Genomic DNA, 17,485 nt, shown 5'->3' on the forward strand with positions numbered 1-17,485 from the left:
CGCGCCCTGACCTCGGGCGCGGCCACGGGTCCGGCTCAGTGCACGTGCCCGGCGAGCAGCTCGTGCGTGTGGCGGATCTTCTGGAACGCCTTCGGCTCCGCGACCGCCGCCGCGGTCGCGAACGTCGCGCCGCCCGGCACGGCCGCCGGCTTGCCCTTGGTGAACAGCCACGTCCGGAACAGCTCGTCCAGTTGCTGCCCGGACACCCGCTCCGACAGCGCGATGAACTCCTCGATGGTCGCGTTGCCGAACTTCTTGGTGTGCGTCCACTGCTTCAGGATGGTGAAGAAGTCCTCGTCGCCCACCGCGACCCGCAGCGCGTGCACGGTCAGCGCGCCCCGGTCGTACACGGCGCCGTGGAACTGGTTCGCCGCGCCCGGATCACCGGGCAGGACCTGCCAGAAGTCGCTCTCCGCCGGGTACGAGTCGTAAGTGAACTCGGCGTTCTCCTGCGCCGTGCCCTCGCCCACGTGCTCCGACCACAGGAACTCGGCGTAGCTCGCGAAGCCCTCGTTCAGCCAGATGTCCCGCCAGGTGCGCACCGACACCGAGTCGCCGAACCACTGGTGCCCCACCTCGTGCGCCACCACGTAAGTGTTCGAGCCGCGCCGGAAGAACGCCGGGTCGTAGGTCGAGCGGGTCTGGTTCTCCAGCGCGAAGCCGATGCCGGGCGCGACCACGCCGCCCTGCGCCTCGAACGGGTACGGGCCGAAGTTCTCCTCCAGGAACTCCGTGACCTCCGGCGTGCGCTCGACGCTGGCCTTCGCCGCGCTGTCGTCCGCGCCCAGGTTCAGCGAGTACGCGTTGAGCACCGGCTTGCCGTCGGGCGCGGTGGACTGGCGCACCTCGAACTGGCCGATCGCCACGAACGCCAGGTAGGTGGCCTGCGGCTGGGTGCTGCGGTAGCGCCAGCGGGTCCAGCCGTTGAGCGTCCGGGCGGTCCCGTTGAACAGGCCGTTGGAGATCACCTCGACGCCGTCCGGCACGGCCACCGACACGTCGAACGTGGCCTTGTCCGTCGGGTGGTTGTTGCTCGGGAACCACCACTGCGCGATGTCCGGCTCGTCGATGGCCAGCGCTCCGTCCGCGGTGCGCTTCCAGCCCGTGAAGCCGTCGATCTCGCGGCTGGACGGGACGTCGGAGTAGGTGACGACGATGGTCAGGTCGGCGCCCTTGCGGAGGTTGCCCCGCGGGTCGACCACCAGCTCGCCGCCCGCCTGCGTGAACTGGGCGCGCTTGTTGTTGACCCGGACCGAACTCGCGTTCAGCGCGAAGTCCAGGTTGAACCGGGTCAGGTCCTGGGTGCTCTTGGCCAGGATCGTGGTGGTGCCGGAAAGGGTGTCGCTCGACGGCTGGTAGTTCAGCCGGATGTCGTAGTGGGAAACGTCGTACCCGCCGTTTCCGGCATTCGGGTAGTAGGGGTCTCCGATGCCCGGCGCGCCCGGTTCGGCGGCGGACGCGGTGCCCGCCAGCAGCAGCAGTGAAGCCGCGGTGGCGGTGGCTAGCGTGAGCTTCGCTCTGAGGGACATGGCGCCGAAGCTAGCTCCGCCGAACGTGCCGCTGTACCCCCGAATGTAGGTTCCTGGCTATTGGAATGCAGTTGACACCGCGGCCTTCAGACGGGTGTGCAGACCGCGCAATTCGGACCGTTCCGCCCGGATTTCCACCACCCGGATTCCGCTCGGCGGCGCCAACGCACGTCTCAATTGGTCCGCGTTCTCCACCCTCGTGTGCGGGACGTGGTGCGCCGCGCACAAGTGGGCCAGGTCGACGCCGTGAGGGGTGCCGAAAACCCGCTCGAACGCGCTCGCGTGCTCCGGGGCGCCCTGTTCGAGCAGCGTGAAGATGCCGCCGCCGTCGTCGTTGAGCACCACCACGGTCAGGTCGGGGCGCGGCTCGTCCGGGCCGATCAGCAGGCCGTTCGTGTCGTGCAGGAACGTCAGGTCGCCGATCAGGGCGAACGTGGGGCCGCGGGTGAGCGCGATGCCGGCAGCCGTGGAGACGCTGCCGTCGATGCCCGCCACACCGCGGTTCGCGTGCACCCGGACGTCGTGGCGGGGCGCGGCCACCAGGTCCACGTCGCGGACCGGGTTGGACGAGCCCAGGAACAGGGTGGCGTGCGCGGGCAGGGCCGCGACCAGGTCCCTCGCCACCTGGAGGCCGGTGGGCCACGGCTCGCCGGCCAGCAGCTCGTCCACCACGTCGGCGGCGGCCTTGTCGGCGTGCTCCCAGGCGGTCAGCCAGTCGTCGTCCACCTCGTGCTCGCCCAGGACCAGGCCCGTGGAGGCGTGGGTGGCGGCGAACTGCGGGTCCGGCCAGTCCGGCTCGTCGGACAGCACGTGGACGACGTTCGTGGCGGCGATGAGCTTCATCACGCCCCGCGACAGCGTGGGGCGGCCCACCACCACCACGGCGTCCGGTTTCAGCTCGGCGGGCAGTTCGCCGGCGTTGAGCAGCAGCGTGCCGTGCCGCAGACCGTGCGCGGTGGGCTCGGCGATCACCGGCCAGCCCGCGCGCTCGGCCAGGTCGGTGATGTCGTCCCCGTTGTCGCCGACGACGACCAGCGTGCGGGGCCCGAGGTGGTCGGCGGGGTGCAGGGAGGTCGTGGTCCGGGCCGCCGCACGGGTCCAGGGCATGTCGAACGGGCGTCCGTCGAGTGGCTCGACCCACTGTGTGTCGTCCGGCACCAACGGCTCCCGGAAGGGGACGTTGACGTGCACGGGGCCCTGTTCGCGGGCGTTCGCGACGGCACGGCAGACCAGGGAGCGCCACAGGCCGTTCTGGCCCCGGCGGCGTTCGGCGATGGGGAACTGGAGGGTGTCGATGCCGAACACGCGCTGCTGGTCGACGGTCTGGCTGGCGCCCGTGCGGTACAGCTCGACCGGTCGGTCGGCGGTGAGGGCGATCAGCGGGACGCGGGCGTGCCGGGCCTCCAGGACGGCGGGGTGCAGGTTCGCGACGGCCGTGCCGGACGTGCAGGTCACGGCGGTGACCTCGCCGCTGCCCTTGGCGAGGCCCAGCGCGAGGAACCCGGCGCTGCGCTCGTCGATCCGGACGTGGAGGGTGAGCCGTCCGGCTGCCGCGGCCTCGGCCAAGGCGAACGACAGCGGAGCGTTGCGAGATCCGGGGCTGAGCACGACGTGCCGGACGTCGTTGCGGACGAGTTCGTCGACAAGCACCCTGGCCTGCGCGGTGGACGGGTTCACCGGCACATTGTCGCTCAGTCCACGAACCGGTGATTCCGCTTGCTGAGTCGTACGCCTGTTCGAACAGCGGACACCGGAGCGTCACACTGCGCGAACACCCGTTCCGGGCCGGCGGGCGGCCTGGGCCACTCTCAGCTTCGGCACGGGCATATTGTCCGTGCCGTGGCAGATCACGGCGTCTCCGAGCTGTTCGACCCGACCCGCTGGAAGCCGGTCGAAGGCTTCGACTTCACCGACATCACCTACCACCGGGCGGTGGACCAGGGCACGGTGCGCATCGCGTTCCACCGTCCCGAGGTGCGCAACGCCTTCCGCCCGCACACGGTGGACGAGCTGTACCGCGCGCTGGACCACGCCCGGATGAGCCCGGACGTGGGCTGCGTCCTCCTCACCGGCAACGGCCCGTCCCCGCGCGACGGCGGCTGGGCGTTCTGCTCGGGCGGCGACCAGCGCATCCGGGGCCGGAGCGGCTACCGGTACGCGTCGGGCGAGACGGCGGACACCGTCGACCCCGCCCGCGCCGGCCGGCTGCACATCCTGGAGTGCCAGCGCCTGATCAGGTTCATGCCGAAAGTGGTCATCGCGGTCGTGCCGGGCTGGGCGGCCGGCGGCGGCCACAGCCTGCACGTGGTGTGCGACCTGACGTTGGCGAGCGAGGAGCACGCGAAGTTCAAGCAGACCGACGCCGACGTCGGCAGCTTCGACGGCGGCTACGGCTCGGCCTACCTGGCGAGGCAGGTGGGCCAGAAATTCGCGCGCGAGATCTTCTTCCTCGGCCGGACCTACAGCGCCGCGGAAATGCACCGGATGGGCGCGGTGAACGCGGTGGTCCCGCACGCGGAACTCGAAACGACCGCGCTGGAGTGGGCGAAGGAGATCAACGGCAAATCCCCCACCGCGCAGCGAATGCTGAAATACGCCTTCAACCTCATCGACGACGGTCTGGTCGGCCAGCAACTCTTCGCCGGTGAGACGACCCGTTTGGCCTACATGACGGACGAGGCGGTCGAGGGCAGGGACGCATTCCTGGAAAAGCGGGCGCCGGACTGGTCCGACTACCCGTACTACTACTGAGGCTGCCCGATGACCAGCCTCAGCGACCTCCGCCGGGCTCTGGCCCCACAGCCCGGCGAAGCGGGCACGGCCGGCGGGTCCGACAGGCCACCACTGGTGGTGGCGCTGCCCGAGGGCCGGGCGGCGAGCCCGAGGGACCTCCGGGGCTGGGAGACGAAGGCCGCCCTGGCGGTCGGCACGTCCGGCTCGACCGGCGACCCGAAAGTCGTCCTGCTGTCCGCCGCGGCGCTCGTCGCCTCGGCGGAACTGACCCACGCCCGGCTGGGCGGACCGGGCACGTGGCTGCTGGCGCTGCCCACCGGCCACATCGCGGGCGTGCAGGTCCTGGTCCGCTCGGTCGTCGCGGGCACCGAACCCGGCGTCATGGACCTCTCCACGGGCTTCCGCGCGTCCGGCTTCGCCACCGCCGCCCGCGCCGTGCTGACCCGCCCGGGCCCGCACTACACCGCGCTGGTCCCGACCCAACTGGCCCGCCTGGTCGCCACCGACGGTCCCGGCCTGGCCGCGATCCGCGAGTTCGACGCCGTCCTGATCGGCGGAGCCGCCACCCCACCGTCCCTCCTCGCCCGCGCACGGGCCGCCGGGGTCCGCGTGGTCACCACCTACGGCATGAGCGAGACCGCCGGCGGCTGCGTGTACGACGGCGTCCCGCTGGACGGCGTCCGCCTCCGCCTGAACGACGGGCGCATCGAGATCGCCGGCCCGGTCCTGGCCCTCGGCTACCAGGGCGGCGAGCCGTTCGGCGAGTGGTTCCGCACCGGAGACCTGGGCCGCCTCACCGACGGCCGACTGGAGGTGATCGGCCGCGCCGACGACGTGATCATCAGCGGCGGGGAGAACGTCTCCCCGACCGAGGTGGAACGCGTCCTCGCCGCCCAACCGGGCGTGCACGAGGTGTGCGTGGTGGGCGTGCCCGACCCGGAGTGGGGCCAGGCGGTCGCCGCCGCCGTCGTGCCGACCGACCCCGACACACCACCTGCCGAGGACGACCTCGCCGCGGCGGTCCGCGCCGCCGTGGGCCGGTGCGCCGCGCCGAAGCAGGTCGCCTACCTCCCGGAACTGCCGCTCAAGGGTCCGGGCAAGGTCGACCGGGCAGCCGTGGCCCGCACGTTCGGGTGAATTTTTCTCATACGGCGACGCTTGTTGGTTGACAGGTAACGCAGCGCCGCGCTTGGCTCGACCCAGCCGTACGGGTAGCCCTGTAGCGGTGCCCTCCGCTCCGCCCGTCCGGATCGAGGAGTGCTGCGATGACGAGGCGCTACCTGCTCCCGCTGGCCGTGACGGCAGCCCTGACCACCACCTTCGCCGTCCCCGCCGCCGAGGCCGGGCAGCATCGCGGAGCGGAGTCCTGGCGAGCCGATCTGTCCATGGTGGACGCCGACGACAGCGGTGTCACCTCGAACGGCCACACCGTCCGCCTGGACCGGTCCGCTGCGATCCCTGCGAGCACCCGCACGGCCCTCCGCACCGGCTACCTCCACCTGACACCCCACAGACTCGCGACACCGGCGAACACCATCGCCGCCACCGCAACCAGCCAGATCCCGGACGGCACAGAGTTGGCGGTAGACGTCCGAGGCGCCCTGGGCGGCGACCAGTGGACCGAATGGGTCGAAGCCCGCCCCGACACCCCCGCCGCCCTACCCACCACGGTCGACACCGTGCAGGTCCGCCTGGCCCTCACCTCGACCGGCCCGCAGAGCCCCGAGATCAGCGACCTGACCCTCACCCCATCCACCACCAGGACGTCCACCAGGGAATCGACCGGCCACTCCTACCGCGTCTACGCCACCCGCGAAGGCCTGGTGGGCGGCACGACAGCGAACGGCCACGTCATCGTCGACCGCGACCACTTCGCCGCCCTGCCCTCCCGCCGAGGCCTGTCGCCGAAGGCGACCGGCGCCTACAGCGTCCAGGTCTGCGCCGACAACGACCGCTGCGAATGGGCGCCGGTCTGGGACGTCGGCCCGTGGAACACGAAAGACGACTACTGGAACCCGCCCGCCACCCGCGAAATGTGGCAGGACCTGCCGCAGGGCACACCGGAAGCCCAAGCCGCCCACCAGGACGGCTACCACGGCGGCAAGGACCAGTTCGGCCGCAAGGTGACCAACCCGGCGGGCATCGACCTGGCCGACGGCACCTTCTGGGACGGCCTGGAACTCACCGCCAACGCCTGGGTGACCGTCACGTACCTGTGGACGGTCGAAGGCCCAGCAGGCTTCGTCCGAACGGCAGGCGACCCGCTCGACGTCCGCAACGGCGCAACCACCACCGCACCCCGGGCAGGCCTGGCCGCGAACCACGCACAGGTCCGCGTCGAGTGCCAACTGACCGGCGAGCCCGTGACCGGCTCCCAGGGCACGTCGGACATCTGGTACCGCATCGCGACGGACAAGTACGTGGCGAAGGCCTACGTGTCCGACGTCGAAGGCGCCACGGCCTGCTGACCCGACCCCGTACCCCGCAGCGGCCCCCCGAGATCCATGTCGGAGGATGAACGACATGGCCACAGTCGCCCAGTGGATCTCGGGAACCCGCCCCCGCACCCTGCCGAACTCCATCGCGCCGGTCCTGGTGGGCGCCGGCGCGGCCCACCACATCGACGGGTTCAACCCGACCTGGTCGCTACTGGCACTGCTGGTGTCGGTGGCCCTCCAGATCGGCGTCAACTACGCCAACGACTACTCGGACGGAATCCGAGGCACCGACACCCACCGCGTAGGCCCGTTCCGCCTGGTCGGCTCAGGAGCGGCGAACCCGAAAGCGGTGCGCACAGCGGCATTCGCGGCCCTGGGCGCGGCAGCGGCGGCAGGCCTGACCCTGATCGCCCTCACCGGCCGCTACTGGATGGTCCTGTTCGGCGCGGTGTGCGTAGCGGCAGCCTGGTTCTACACCGGAGGCAGGAAACCGTACGGATACGCGGGCCTGGGCGAACTGGCGGTGTTCGTCTTCTTCGGCCCGGCAGCAGTCCTGGGAACCCTGTACGTGCAGACCGGCGAGATCACCGGCATCGGCATCGGCGGAGCAATCGCGATGGGCGCGTTCTCGACGGCAGTCATGATCGCGAACAGCCTGCGCGACATCCCGACAGACATCCAAGCGGGCAAACGAACCCTGGCAACAACCCTGGGCGACAAGGACTCCCGCCGCCTCTACCTGGCCCTGACCACCATCCCGTTCGTCATCACACTGGCCATCGGCCTACGCGAACCGATGGCACTGGGAGCCTTCCTAGCCCTCCCGCTGGCAATCCTGGGCGCACGCCGAGTGGCAAAGGGCAACAAGGGCCGCGACCTGATCCCGGTACTGCAACACACAGGCCTGGCCATGCTCCTATGGGCAATCGCGACAACCACCGCCCTAGCCATCGGCTAACCCCTGCCCCTGACGCTCGGCACGCTCCGCGCACTTCGCAGTGGCGCGCAACGCGCTCTTGCCGTGGCGCGCGCAGCCGCGCACACCCCCAGGTGGGCTGCGTGTCATCCCCGTATGGCCTGCCCGCAGGGAACCGCGCTTGTCCAGGGAGTGCAAGCACGCTTTTCGCTTGCACTCCCTGGACAAGGGTGGTGGTCTTTGACCAGGTCATACGGGGATGACACGACGCCCGAGTCCTGCTTTTGTGATCATCCTTGGCGGCCTGCCAGTCCGGCGAGGACGCTTGAAAGCAGTTCGACCCCAACCCGAACGCGACTACCAAGCATCCTCAGTAAAACTCAGCGGCGGCTCGTCATCCCGCCCCAGCGGAGGCTCAACCCGATCAACCCGAGGCTCCTCCCCCCGACACAACGCCGCCAACCACTCCCGATCCGCAGAAAACGCAGCCCGAACCCCCTGATCATCAGCAGCCTCCCCCGACAACACCTGCCGCCAACTCAGATACCCCCCAGCGATCCGCCGCTGCAAAGCCCGCAACTCAGGCGAAGCCTCAGCAGACTTGGCGAACAACATCACCCGCCGAACATCCGCGGCAGAAGGCTCACAAGCCGGGCGCACCTTGGCCGCCTCGCGCAACGCCTGGTCGGCAGCCGCCACAGACCTGGCCAACACATCCTCAGCCGCCAGCACCTCCGCGGTCCGCCACCCACTCACGGCAACCCCTCCCGACACGCCACGCTGCACGCTGCGACGCCGAACACCGGCCTTACGTTCCCCCAACCCGAGAAATCCCTAAGCCGACCACATCCCAGTACCCAGGAACCGCTCCAACACCGCCCGATAGGGCTCCAGATCCATCCCCTGCCCCACCACCCAGGCATCGTCGTAGTAGCTGTTGGCATACCGCTCCCCGCCATCGCACAGCAGAGTGACCACACTGCCGCGCAACCGCGAAGCCCTCATCTCGGCGATCAACTGGAACGCCCCCCACAGGTTCGTGCCGGTAGAACCACCAACACGCCGCCCCAAAAGGGACTCCACGAACCGGATGGTCGCGACCGAAGCCGCATCCGGCACCTTGATCATCCGATCGATCACCTGCCCCACGAACGACGGCTCCACCCGCGGCCGGCCGATGCCCTCGATCCCGGACCCGCGACTGCCGACCAACGTGGGGTCGCCGTCCCGCCAGGCGTCGAAGAACACCGAGTGCTCCGGATCGACCACGGCCAGCCGGGAGCGCAGCTTGCGGTAGTGGATGTAGCGGCCGATGGTGGCGCTGGTGCCGCCGGTGCCCGCGCCGACGACCACCCACTCCGGTTCCGGCGCGGCTTCCAGGGCCATCTGCTGGAACACCGACTCGGCGATGTTGTTGTTGCCGCGCCAGTCCGTGGCGCGCTCGGCGTGCGTGAACTGGTCCATGAAGTGCCCGCCGAGTTCGGCCGCGAGCCGCCGGGACTCGTCGTAGATCGCGCTGGGCTCGTCCACGAAGTGGCACCGGCCGCCCTGGCGCTCGATCAGGGTCACCTTCTCCTGGCTGGTGGAGCGGGGCATCACCGCGATGAACGGCAGTCCGAGCAGCCTTGCGAAGTAGGCCTCGGACACGGCCGTGGAGCCGGAGGACGCCTCGATCACCGGCGTGCCACCGACCACCCAGCCGTTGCAGATGGCGTACAGGAACAGCGACCGCGCGAGGCGGTGCTTGAGCGAGCCGGTGGGGTGGGTCGACTCGTCCTTGAGGTACAGATCGATCCCCCATTCCAGTGGGAGGGGGAAGTGCAGCAGGTGCGTGTCGGCGCTGCGGTTGGCGTCCGCCTCGATGATCCGGACGGCCTCGCACACCCATTCCCTGGTACGGGAGCTACATCGGTCTACCGAATTGGTCACGCCGGCACGATAACTTCTGCGGCGTGACCTCACGTGGCAGCAGTTCTCTGCGGGGCAGCCTGCTCGCCGGCGCCGTCGGCGACGCGCTGGGCGGCTCGATCGAGTTCGACCGCATCGACCGCATCCGGGGCCGGTTCGGCCCGTCCGGCCTGACCGACTACGCGCCCGCGTACGGCAGGCTCGGCGCGATCACCGACGACACCCAGATGACCCTGTTCACGCTGGAAGGGCTGGTGCTGGCACGTCGGCGCGGCAGCGACCCGGTGCACGAGGTGCGGGTCGCCTACGGCCGGTGGCTGCGCACCCAGGGCGGGCCCGTGGTGCCGTCCGACGGGTGGCTGCTGGACGTGCCCGAGCTGCACCAGGCCCGCGCGCCCGGCAACACCTGCCTGACGGCGCTGCGGTCCGGCGTGTTCGGCACCGTCGAGAGCCCGATCAACGACTCGAAGGGCTGCGGCGCGGTGATGCGCGCGGCGCCCGTCGCGCTGTGGTCCGACGACCCGCGCGAGGTGTTCGCGCTGGCCACGGCGACCGGCGCGCTCACCCACGGCCACCCCAGCGGCTACCTGTCGGCGGGCGTGCTCGCGGTGCTTGTGCAGCAGCTCCTGGCCGGCGCGGAGCTGACCGGGGCGATCGAGGTGGCCCACGGGGAGCTCCAGCGGTGGCCGGGGAACGAGGAGCAGTTGGTGCTGCTCGACCTGGCCCTGGAGATGGCCACCCGGGGCGTGCGGCCGACGCCGGAGGTGATCGAGACGACGCTCGGCGGCGGCTGGGTCGGCGAGGAGGCGCTGGCGATCGCGGTGCTCACGGCGCTGGCGGCGGAGAGCCTGGCGGACGGGCTGCTGCTCGCCGTGAACCACTCTGGGGACAGCGACTCGACCGGCGCGCTGTGCGGGAACCTGCTGGGCGCACGGGACGGCGTGGCGGCGATCCCGGAGCACTGGCTGACCGAGCTGGAACTCGCGGACGTGGTGGAACGCCTGGCCGCCGAAGCCGCCGAGGTGTTCGGCCGATCGCCCGGAGACGACCCTGGACGCGCTTAATCTACATAGGTAGCATAGCGGGCGTGGAACCACTCGAACGGATCGGCAAGGCCACCGTCGATGTGCTCGAAGTGCTGCTCGACGGCAGCGATCCCCGCTGGGGACTGGAGATCATCAAGCTGACCGGACGCCCGTCCGGCAGCGTCTACCCGCTGCTGGACCGCCTGGAGCGGGCCGGCTGGGTCACGTCCGACTGGGACGACGACGCCGACCGGCGCGGCCCCCGCCGCCGGATGTACGTGCTCACGCCCGAGGGAGCGCGGGAGGCGGTCAAGGTGTGCGCCCGCCACGCCGCAAAACGAAACACCGCAATACGAAACGCGGCACAACGCAACATCGCGCAACGCAACGTCGGAACGCTCAACGCGACCATGAAGCCGCAGGTGGCGGAATGACCCGCCTCGCACTGGCCCTGATCGGCTTCGCCGCGGCCTTCCTCAAGCCCGCGGAACGAGCCCGCTACCGGGAACAATGGCGTGCCGACGTGCTCGGCGCGCCCGAACTGGGACTGTCGCCGCTGGGCATCGCGTTCGGCGCGCTCCGCGTGGCGAGAACCCGGAAAGGACCGGTCATGCTCCCCATCGGCCTGCTCGCGATCGCCCTCCGACTGCGCGAGAGCAGGCACATCACCGCCGTGCTGGCCGTGCTGCTGCTCGCCAACCTCGGCGGCGGGCTGCTCCTGCTCGTCTAGCCGGCCCGCCACGCGACTTCCGTCGAACCGGCTAGCCGGCCTCGCCACGGAGCTGCGCGCGCAGCTTCTCCCGCTCGGCCCGACGCACGGCCTGCCGCTCCTCCAGCCCACGCGCGACCCGCGTCCGCAGCCCGCGGAACAGGAACATCGAGGCGGGCAGCGCCACCACCACCCCGACCGCCAAGGCGACCAGCAGCGGCACGTTGACCAGGACCAGCACCGCGGTGACCACGGCGACCAGGCCCAGCCGCGCGCAGACGTACAGCGTCACATCACGACCCAGGTGCACGATTACCCAGGTTACGCGGTGCCCTCGGGAGCACCCGCCGCGGTGTTGGGACGGCCCTCGAAACGCGTGGACAGCACGACCGTGGTGCGGGTGCGGGCGACGCCCGGGATGCGCCGCAGCCGCCCCAGCGACCGCTCCAGGTCGTCCACGGTGGCGACGCGGACCTTCACGATGAACGACTCGTCGCCCGCCACCCGGTAGCAGGACTCGACCTCGATCAGCTCGCCCAGCGACCCGGCCAGCTCGTCGTCGTCCGCCGTGTCCGTGGGGTGGATGCTGACCAGCGCCGTCACCCCCAGGCCGACCGCGCTCGGGTCGACCACCGCGTGGTAGCCGACGATGACCCCGGTGGCCTCCAGCTTGCCGACCCGCTCGTGCACGGCCGAGGCGGACAGCCCGACCTTGCGCCCCAGATCGGCGTAGGTGGCCCGGCCGTTCGCCCGGAGGGCGGCGATGATCTGGCGATCAAGTGCGTCCACCGGCCCAGCCTAGGGCCACCGGCCGCGATGTCCGAACCGCGCGCTTCGTCCCTTACTACCTCTTTACCATCACCCAAGTGTTCGAGTACCCGAAGGTCGGGATGCCACGATGCGTCCGGTACGTCTGTTCGGCATCGGGGAGGAAGACCGTGACCGTGACGCAGGGACACCAGGGGGAACGGCTGCTCACACCGGGTGAGGTGGCCAACCTCTTCCGCGTCGACCCGAAGACGGTGACCCGCTGGGCCACCGCGGGCCGCATCGGATCCATCCGCACGCCCGGCGGCCACCGCCGGTTCCGGGAGTCCGAGGTGCAGGCCCTGCTTTCCCAGTTGACCACCGAAGCGACCGAACCGGTGCGGCAGTGACGCCGTTTACCTCCATGACACGGGTAATCTCGTGGCAAAGGAGGTGGCGACCATGCTCTACGTGCTCGCGCTGGTCGGTGCGCTGACGATCGCGGTGCTGCTGTGGCGCGCGTTCGGACCGGACCGGGTCGAGACCGCCCCCAGCCGCCGCGTCGTCGCGCCGGACGACGACCCGGAGTTCCTGCGCAAGCTGGGTGAGCAGAAGAAGCGTCCGGACGAGGAGTAGTCACGGACCGAGGGGCCTCGACCGAGGCCCCTTGGCCCATGGGTCAGCTAACCTTGTTCGGGAAGTCGTCGGCGACCGTCGCGGCGAGTTCCAGCAGCGCCAGCCGGGTCTCCGCGGCGAGCTTGTCCAGTTCGATCTCCGCGCCCTCCTCCAGGTGCGCGTCGAACGGGATGCGCACGACGGCGCGGCACCGCTGGGAGAAGTGCGCGGCCAGCTTGTCGAGGTCGACCTTGCCCGAGCCCGGCCGCACCGAGTTGATCACCGCGACCGACTTGGCCACCAGGTCGCGGTAGCCGTGCGCGTCCAGCCAGTCCAGCGTCGCGGCCGACGTCTGCGCGCCGTCCACCGAGCCGGACGACACCAGCACCAGCGAGTCGGCCTGGTCCAGCACGCCCTTCATGGCCGAGTGCATCAGGCCGGTGCCGCAGTCCGTGAGCACGATGTTGTAGAAGAGTTCCAGCAGGGCCACCGTGCGCAGGTAGTCCTGGTCGCTGAACGCCTCGGACACCGCCGGGTCCTGCTCGGAGGCCAGGATCTCCAGCCGGCTCGGGGACTGCGAGGTGTACGCGCGGACATCGCTGTACTTGGTGATCCGCGACGCGTCGCGCAGCAGGTGCCGCACGGTGGCCGTGGTCTCGCGCGGGACCTTCAGCGCCAGCGTGCCGCGGTCGGGGTTGGCGTCCACCGCGATCACCCGGTCGCCGCGCAGCGACGAGAAGGTGGAGCCGAGCGTGGTGGTGGTCGTGGTCTTGCCCACGCCGCCCTTCAGGCTCAGCATCGCGATCTTGTAGCACCCGCGCAGCGGCTGGTTGATCCGGGCGATCAGCTCGCGCCGCCGCACGTCCGCCGGGCTCTCGCCGAGGTTGACCAGACCACCGGTCACCGCGTGCACGGTCTTGCGCCAGCCCGACTGCGGCGGGCGCTTGGCCCGCTTGATCAACTGCTGCGACGAGACGTCGTGCGCGCTGGCCTGCTGGGGCCGCTGCGGCTGGATGCTCTGCGGGAAGTTGTTCGGGAACGGGCCCTGGAACTGCGCCTGCTGCGCGTTCGGGTCGAAGTGGTGCGGGCCGGACTGCCCCGGCTGCCCACCCACCTGGTAGGGGCCGCTCTGCCCACCCACCTGGTACGGGCCGCTCTGGTTGCCCACTTGGTAGGCGCCGGACGGGCCGCCCACGTGGTACGGGCCGGACTGCCCGGCGACGGGGTAGGAACCGGACGGGGTTCCCTGCGCCGGAAAACCGCCGCTGGGAGGGCCGGTCACCGGGCCGGACGTCGACGGGTCGAGGTACCTCGTCGCGGGGTCGACGTAGTGGGCACCCGATCCCGGCTCGACCGGGTAACCGCCCGACTGGTTCGGGTTGGGCTGCTGCCCCTCCGCGCCGGACGGCGGCTGCCACGACGACTCAGGATTCTCGTAGCGACCGGTCACCGCTGGGGTCCTCCCTGCGCAAAGCGGATCGAGCCCTCCCCGACCTCACGATTGCGACGGTAGTCGGCGGGCAGCGGTTCCACGACACTGGGTGCGGGGTCTACTGCACTCCCGCGTAAGAGTGCAATCCGGTTGTGACCAGGTTGATGAAGAACAGGTTGAACACGGTGAGCGCGAAGCCCAGCGCGTTGACCCAGGCGGCGGGACGGCCACGCCACCCGGCGGTCGCACGGGCGTGCAGGTACGCCGCGTAGACGACCCACGCCACGAACGACACGGTCTCCTTGGGATCCCAGCCCCAGAACCGGCCCCACGCCGCCTCGGCCCAGATCGCGCCGCAGATGAGGCCCAGCGTGAACAGCGGGAAGGCGAACACCGTGCTGCGGTAGGCCAAGCGGTCCAGCACGTCCGCGTCGGGCAGCTTCACGAACCGCGCCCGGCCCGAGGACTTCAGCAGGTACAGCACACTGGCCACACCGGGCAGCAGGAACAGCCCGCTGGACACCGAGATCACCGACACGTGCACCACGAGCCAGTACGACTGCAACGCCGGCTGCACGGGCGCGGCCTCGGCATACAGCACGGTGCCGCCGAGGAACATCAGGATGCCGATCGGCACCAGCACGAACCCGCCGAGCCGGCGCACCGGGAACATCCGCGTCAGCACCAGCCAGCCGACCACGGCGGCGAACGTCAGCAGCGCCGTGTACTCGTACATGTTGCCCCACGGCGCGCGCCCGGTCGCGAAACCGCGCAGCGCCAGGGAAGCGCCGTGCAGCACCACGCCGAGCAACGTCATCGCGACGCCCATGCGCCCCAGCCGCTCGGCCCGCGTCGGCTGCTCCCGCACCACCAGGCCGGGCGTCCACGTGCCGTCCTCGGCGGTGCCCGCGACCTGCGTGCCCGCCGCGACCAGCTCGCGCTCCTTGGCCTTGTTCTTGGTGAAGGCCTGCTCGCACAGGTAGAACACGGCCGCGATCACGTACACGGCCACGGCCGCGCCGTAGGTCCAGTCGCTGTACGTCGCCAGCGTCGCGTTGACCGGCATCAGCTCTCCTCCTTGAGCAGGTCGCGGGACAGTGCGGTGAACTCCTCGCCGTACCCGGCCTGGTCGGTGCGCGCGAGGCCACCGACCTCGACCACCGTACGCCCGTCCTCCTGGGGCGTCGCCCGCACCCACACCCGGCGCCGCTTGATGGTCAGCGACGTGCCGAGACCGAGGATGACCAGCACCGAGAAGGCGAGCACCCAGGTCTGGGTCGGGTCGTGCGACACCTGGAGCGACACCCAGTCCCGCACCCCGTCGAAGCGGATCACGGTGCCGTCGTCCAGCGTGATGACGTCGCCCGTCTTCAGGTTCTGGCGGGCGACCTTGACCAGCTTGCCGCTCTCCACCTGGTTCCGGTCGATGGAGAAGATGGACTGGCCGCGCCCGGAGTCGGTGCCCAGGTCGCCCCGGTAGACGTCGACCGCCACCGCCGGGTCGCGGGCCTCGGGGAACGCCGAGTCGAGCAGCTCACCCCGGAAGGCGGCGGTGGGCGCGAGCAGGCCGGTGATGGCGAGCTGGCTCGTGCGCCGCTGCTCGACGTCGGTCACCCCGGGCGGGTCGAACTTGGTCGCGCCCTCGGACGCCAGCGTCACGTCGTCCACCGGCCGCCACTGGGTCGCGCCGGTGCGCGTGACGCCGTTGGGGAAGGTGACGGTGAACAGCGGCGTGTAGCCGTGGCCGAGCAGGTAGACGCGGTCGCCGGCGGTCCGCAGCGGGCTGTTGACCTCCAGCGGGTAGGGCCGCCACGTGCCGCTGTCCAGGTCCGCGCCGGACTGGTACCCGATGTTCGCGCGGAACGTCTGCGCCTGGCCGTTGTGCAGGTAGGTGGCGTGGAAGTCGTCCACCTTCACGCAGAACTGGTTCAGGTCCGTGCCGTCGACCCGCAGGCCCGGCCGGAACGTGTCGTAGTTGAACACCCCGGAGTTGCAGAACTGGCCGCCGCCGGTCTGCACGATGACCTGGCCCTCGTAGCCGAACATCTTGCCCAGCGCGAACGCCACCAGCAGGCCCAGCAGCGAAAAGTGGAAGACGAGGTTGCCGGTCTCGCGCAGGAAACCGCGCTCGGCGCTGACGCTGCGCGCGCCGCCGGCCTCTTCGCGCTCGACCAGCCGCCAGCCCTTGAGCCGCTGCCTGGCCTGCGCCACCACGGCTTCCGGACCGAGGCCGAGTTCCTTGGACGCGTGGTGCGGCAGCCTGCCCAGGTTGCGCGGCGTGAGCACGGGTTTGGCCCGCATCTGCTTGAAGTACTCCCACGTGCGCGGCAGCAGGCAGCCGACCAGCGACACGAACAGCAGCACGTAGACGGCGGAGAACCAGTAGCTGGCGTAGACGTCGAAGAACTGGAGCCGGTCGAGCAGCCGACCCCACCAGCCGTTCTCGGCGATGTACTCGGCCACCTTCTGCGCGTTGAGCGACCGCTGCGGCAGCAACGCGCCGGGCATCGCGCCGAGCGCGAGCAGGAACAGCAGGGTCAACGCCGTGCGCATGGCGGTGAGACCACGCCACGTGTTGCGCAGGAAGGCCAAGAGCGCTCGCACTACAACGGCAGCTTCAGATCGTTGACCACGGCGTCCCGCAGCCAGAACACGAACTCGCCCCACAGCCCGGTGACCAACGCGACACCGACCAGGATCAGCAGCGCGCCGCCGAACACCTGGACCTGCCGGCCGTGCGCCCGCAACCACCCGCTGACCCGGACCGCCCACCGCGCGCCCAGCGCGATCAACACGAACGGCACCCCGAGCCCGAGGCAGTAGGCCAACACCAGCACCGCGCCGCGCGCGGTGGCCGAGCCGACCTCCGTGCTGCGCGCCAACGCGAGCACACCGGAGAGGGTCGGGCCGACGCACGGCGTCCAGCCCAGCGCGAACACCCCGCCGAGCAGCGGCGCGCCGATCAGGCCGCCGCGTGGCGTGCGGTGCAGGCGGACGTCCTTCTGGAGGGCTGGGATGAGGCCGATGAACACGAGGCCCATGGCGATGGTGATCACGCCGCCGATGCGCTGGAGCAGGTCCGCGTCGAAGTAGAGGGCCGTGGTGAGGCCCAGCACGACGAACGACATCAGGGCGAACACGATCGTGAACCCGAGCACGAACAGCAGAGCCGCCCCGGCCACCCGCCACCGGCCGGCCTTGCGGTCCTCCGCGCTGTCCACGGCCGGCGCTTCCGCACCCACGAGACCCGCGAGGTACGCCAGGTAGCCGGGGACCAACGGGACCACGCAAGGGGAAGCGAACGAGATCGCTCCTGCCAACAGCGCCACACCGGTAGCCAGCAGCAGCGGGCCGGAGGTGGCGAGGTCGGTCGGATCCACGCCGAACAGAGTAGATACGCCATCCTGAGAGCCGCGCACTGGTGTTGGGTTGC

The 17,485-nt window shown here is 70.7% G+C and carries 18 protein-coding genes; 9 read left to right on the forward strand and 9 right to left on the reverse strand.

What is annotated here, in order from left to right; genetic code table 11:
• Positions 1–35: 35 nt before the first annotated feature.
• Positions 36–1,529, reverse strand: a complete 1,494-nt coding sequence (locus ACQPZF_RS39655) for a M1 family metallopeptidase (RefSeq protein ID WP_433266019.1) — start codon at positions 1,527–1,529, stop codon at positions 36–38.
• A gap of 57 nt (positions 1,530–1,586) precedes the next feature.
• Entirely contained in the window at positions 1,587–3,206 is a 1,620-nt protein-coding gene (gene menD, locus ACQPZF_RS39660) for a 2-succinyl-5-enolpyruvyl-6-hydroxy-3-cyclohexene-1-carboxylic-acid synthase (RefSeq protein ID WP_433266021.1), read from the reverse strand.
• Positions 3,207–3,368: 162 nt separating this feature from the next.
• Between menD and ACQPZF_RS39665 the strand changes: the two genes are divergently transcribed.
• From ACQPZF_RS39665 to ACQPZF_RS39680, 4 genes are all read left to right on the forward strand, one after another.
• On the forward strand, positions 3,369–4,280 hold the full coding sequence (locus tag ACQPZF_RS39665; RefSeq protein ID WP_433266023.1) for a 1,4-dihydroxy-2-naphthoyl-CoA synthase: 912 nt from the start codon (positions 3,369–3,371) through the stop codon (positions 4,278–4,280).
• A gap of 9 nt (positions 4,281–4,289) precedes the next feature.
• Entirely contained in the window at positions 4,290–5,399 is a 1,110-nt protein-coding gene (menE, locus tag ACQPZF_RS39670) for an o-succinylbenzoate--CoA ligase (RefSeq protein ID WP_433266025.1), read from the forward strand.
• A 128-nt stretch (positions 5,400–5,527) separates the two neighbouring features.
• The gene (locus ACQPZF_RS39675; RefSeq protein ID WP_433266027.1) at positions 5,528–6,730 is read left to right on the forward strand and encodes a hypothetical protein; all 1,203 of its coding nucleotides are present in this window, start codon (positions 5,528–5,530) and stop codon (positions 6,728–6,730) included.
• 55 nt (positions 6,731–6,785) lie between these two features.
• Positions 6,786–7,658, forward strand: a complete 873-nt coding sequence (locus ACQPZF_RS39680; protein WP_433266029.1) for a 1,4-dihydroxy-2-naphthoate polyprenyltransferase — start codon at positions 6,786–6,788, stop codon at positions 7,656–7,658.
• Between the two features lie 792 nt (positions 7,659–8,450).
• Here ACQPZF_RS39680 and ACQPZF_RS39685 read toward each other — a convergent pair.
• Positions 8,451–9,500: a PLP-dependent cysteine synthase family protein gene (locus ACQPZF_RS39685; protein WP_433266031.1), complete on the reverse strand. Its 1,050-nt coding sequence runs from the start codon at positions 9,498–9,500 to the stop codon at positions 8,451–8,453.
• A 68-nt stretch (positions 9,501–9,568) separates the two neighbouring features.
• Between ACQPZF_RS39685 and ACQPZF_RS39690 the strand changes: the two genes are divergently transcribed.
• Genes ACQPZF_RS39690 through ACQPZF_RS39700 form a run of 3 tightly spaced genes read left to right on the forward strand, consistent with a single transcriptional unit; the run spans position 9,569 to position 11,279 of the window.
• Positions 9,569–10,588 (forward strand): ADP-ribosylglycohydrolase family protein, encoded by a 1,020-nt coding sequence (locus ACQPZF_RS39690; protein WP_433266033.1) that lies wholly within the window; start codon positions 9,569–9,571, stop codon positions 10,586–10,588.
• Between the two features lie 23 nt (positions 10,589–10,611).
• Positions 10,612–10,983, forward strand: coding sequence for a PadR family transcriptional regulator (locus ACQPZF_RS39695; protein WP_433266034.1), 372 nt, complete (start codon positions 10,612–10,614; stop codon positions 10,981–10,983).
• Positions 10,980–11,279 (forward strand): hypothetical protein, encoded by a 300-nt coding sequence (locus ACQPZF_RS39700; protein ID WP_433266036.1) that lies wholly within the window; start codon positions 10,980–10,982, stop codon positions 11,277–11,279. Before ACQPZF_RS39695 ends, ACQPZF_RS39700 begins: the two co-directional genes overlap by 4 nt.
• A 31-nt stretch (positions 11,280–11,310) precedes the next feature.
• On the opposite strand, the gene ACQPZF_RS39705 is transcribed toward ACQPZF_RS39700, so the two are convergent.
• Together ACQPZF_RS39705 and ACQPZF_RS39710 are read right to left on the reverse strand one after the other, a co-directional pair.
• Entirely contained in the window at positions 11,311–11,568 is a 258-nt protein-coding gene (locus tag ACQPZF_RS39705) for a DUF4229 domain-containing protein (RefSeq protein ID WP_433266038.1), read from the reverse strand.
• 11 nt (positions 11,569–11,579) lie between these two features.
• On the reverse strand, positions 11,580–12,047 hold the full coding sequence (locus tag ACQPZF_RS39710; RefSeq protein ID WP_433266040.1) for an Lrp/AsnC family transcriptional regulator: 468 nt from the start codon (positions 12,045–12,047) through the stop codon (positions 11,580–11,582).
• 149 nt (positions 12,048–12,196) lie between these two features.
• Between ACQPZF_RS39710 and ACQPZF_RS39715 the strand changes: the two genes are divergently transcribed.
• Entirely contained in the window at positions 12,197–12,415 is a 219-nt protein-coding gene (locus ACQPZF_RS39715; protein WP_433266041.1) for a BldC family transcriptional regulator, read from the forward strand.
• Between the two features lie 31 nt (positions 12,416–12,446).
• Complete coding sequence (locus tag ACQPZF_RS39720; protein ID WP_433274998.1) at positions 12,447–12,641, forward strand: hypothetical protein; 195 nt, start codon at positions 12,447–12,449, stop codon at positions 12,639–12,641.
• Between the two features lie 43 nt (positions 12,642–12,684).
• Here ACQPZF_RS39720 and ACQPZF_RS39725 read toward each other — a convergent pair whose 3' ends face one another.
• The 4 genes from ACQPZF_RS39725 to ACQPZF_RS39740 form a co-directional block, all read right to left on the reverse strand.
• Positions 12,685–14,070: an AAA family ATPase gene (locus tag ACQPZF_RS39725; RefSeq protein WP_433266043.1), complete on the reverse strand. Its 1,386-nt coding sequence runs from the start codon at positions 14,068–14,070 to the stop codon at positions 12,685–12,687.
• A gap of 100 nt (positions 14,071–14,170) precedes the next feature.
• Entirely contained in the window at positions 14,171–15,118 is a 948-nt protein-coding gene (gene ccsB / locus ACQPZF_RS39730) for a c-type cytochrome biogenesis protein CcsB (protein ID WP_433266045.1), read from the reverse strand.
• Positions 15,118–16,605: a cytochrome c biogenesis protein ResB gene (gene resB, locus ACQPZF_RS39735; protein WP_433274928.1), complete on the reverse strand. Its 1,488-nt coding sequence runs from the start codon at positions 16,603–16,605 to the stop codon at positions 15,118–15,120. The genes ccsB and resB overlap by 1 nt, the downstream gene beginning before the upstream one ends.
• Positions 16,606–16,655: 50 nt before the next feature.
• Positions 16,656–17,432 (reverse strand): cytochrome c biogenesis CcdA family protein, encoded by a 777-nt coding sequence (locus tag ACQPZF_RS39740; RefSeq protein ID WP_433266047.1) that lies wholly within the window; start codon positions 17,430–17,432, stop codon positions 16,656–16,658.
• Positions 17,433–17,485: the final 53 nt, after the last annotated feature.

Origin of the sequence: Actinosynnema sp. CS-041913 (assembly GCF_050942485.1) — a bacterium.
GTDB lineage: Bacteria > Actinomycetota > Actinomycetes > Mycobacteriales > Pseudonocardiaceae > Actinosynnema.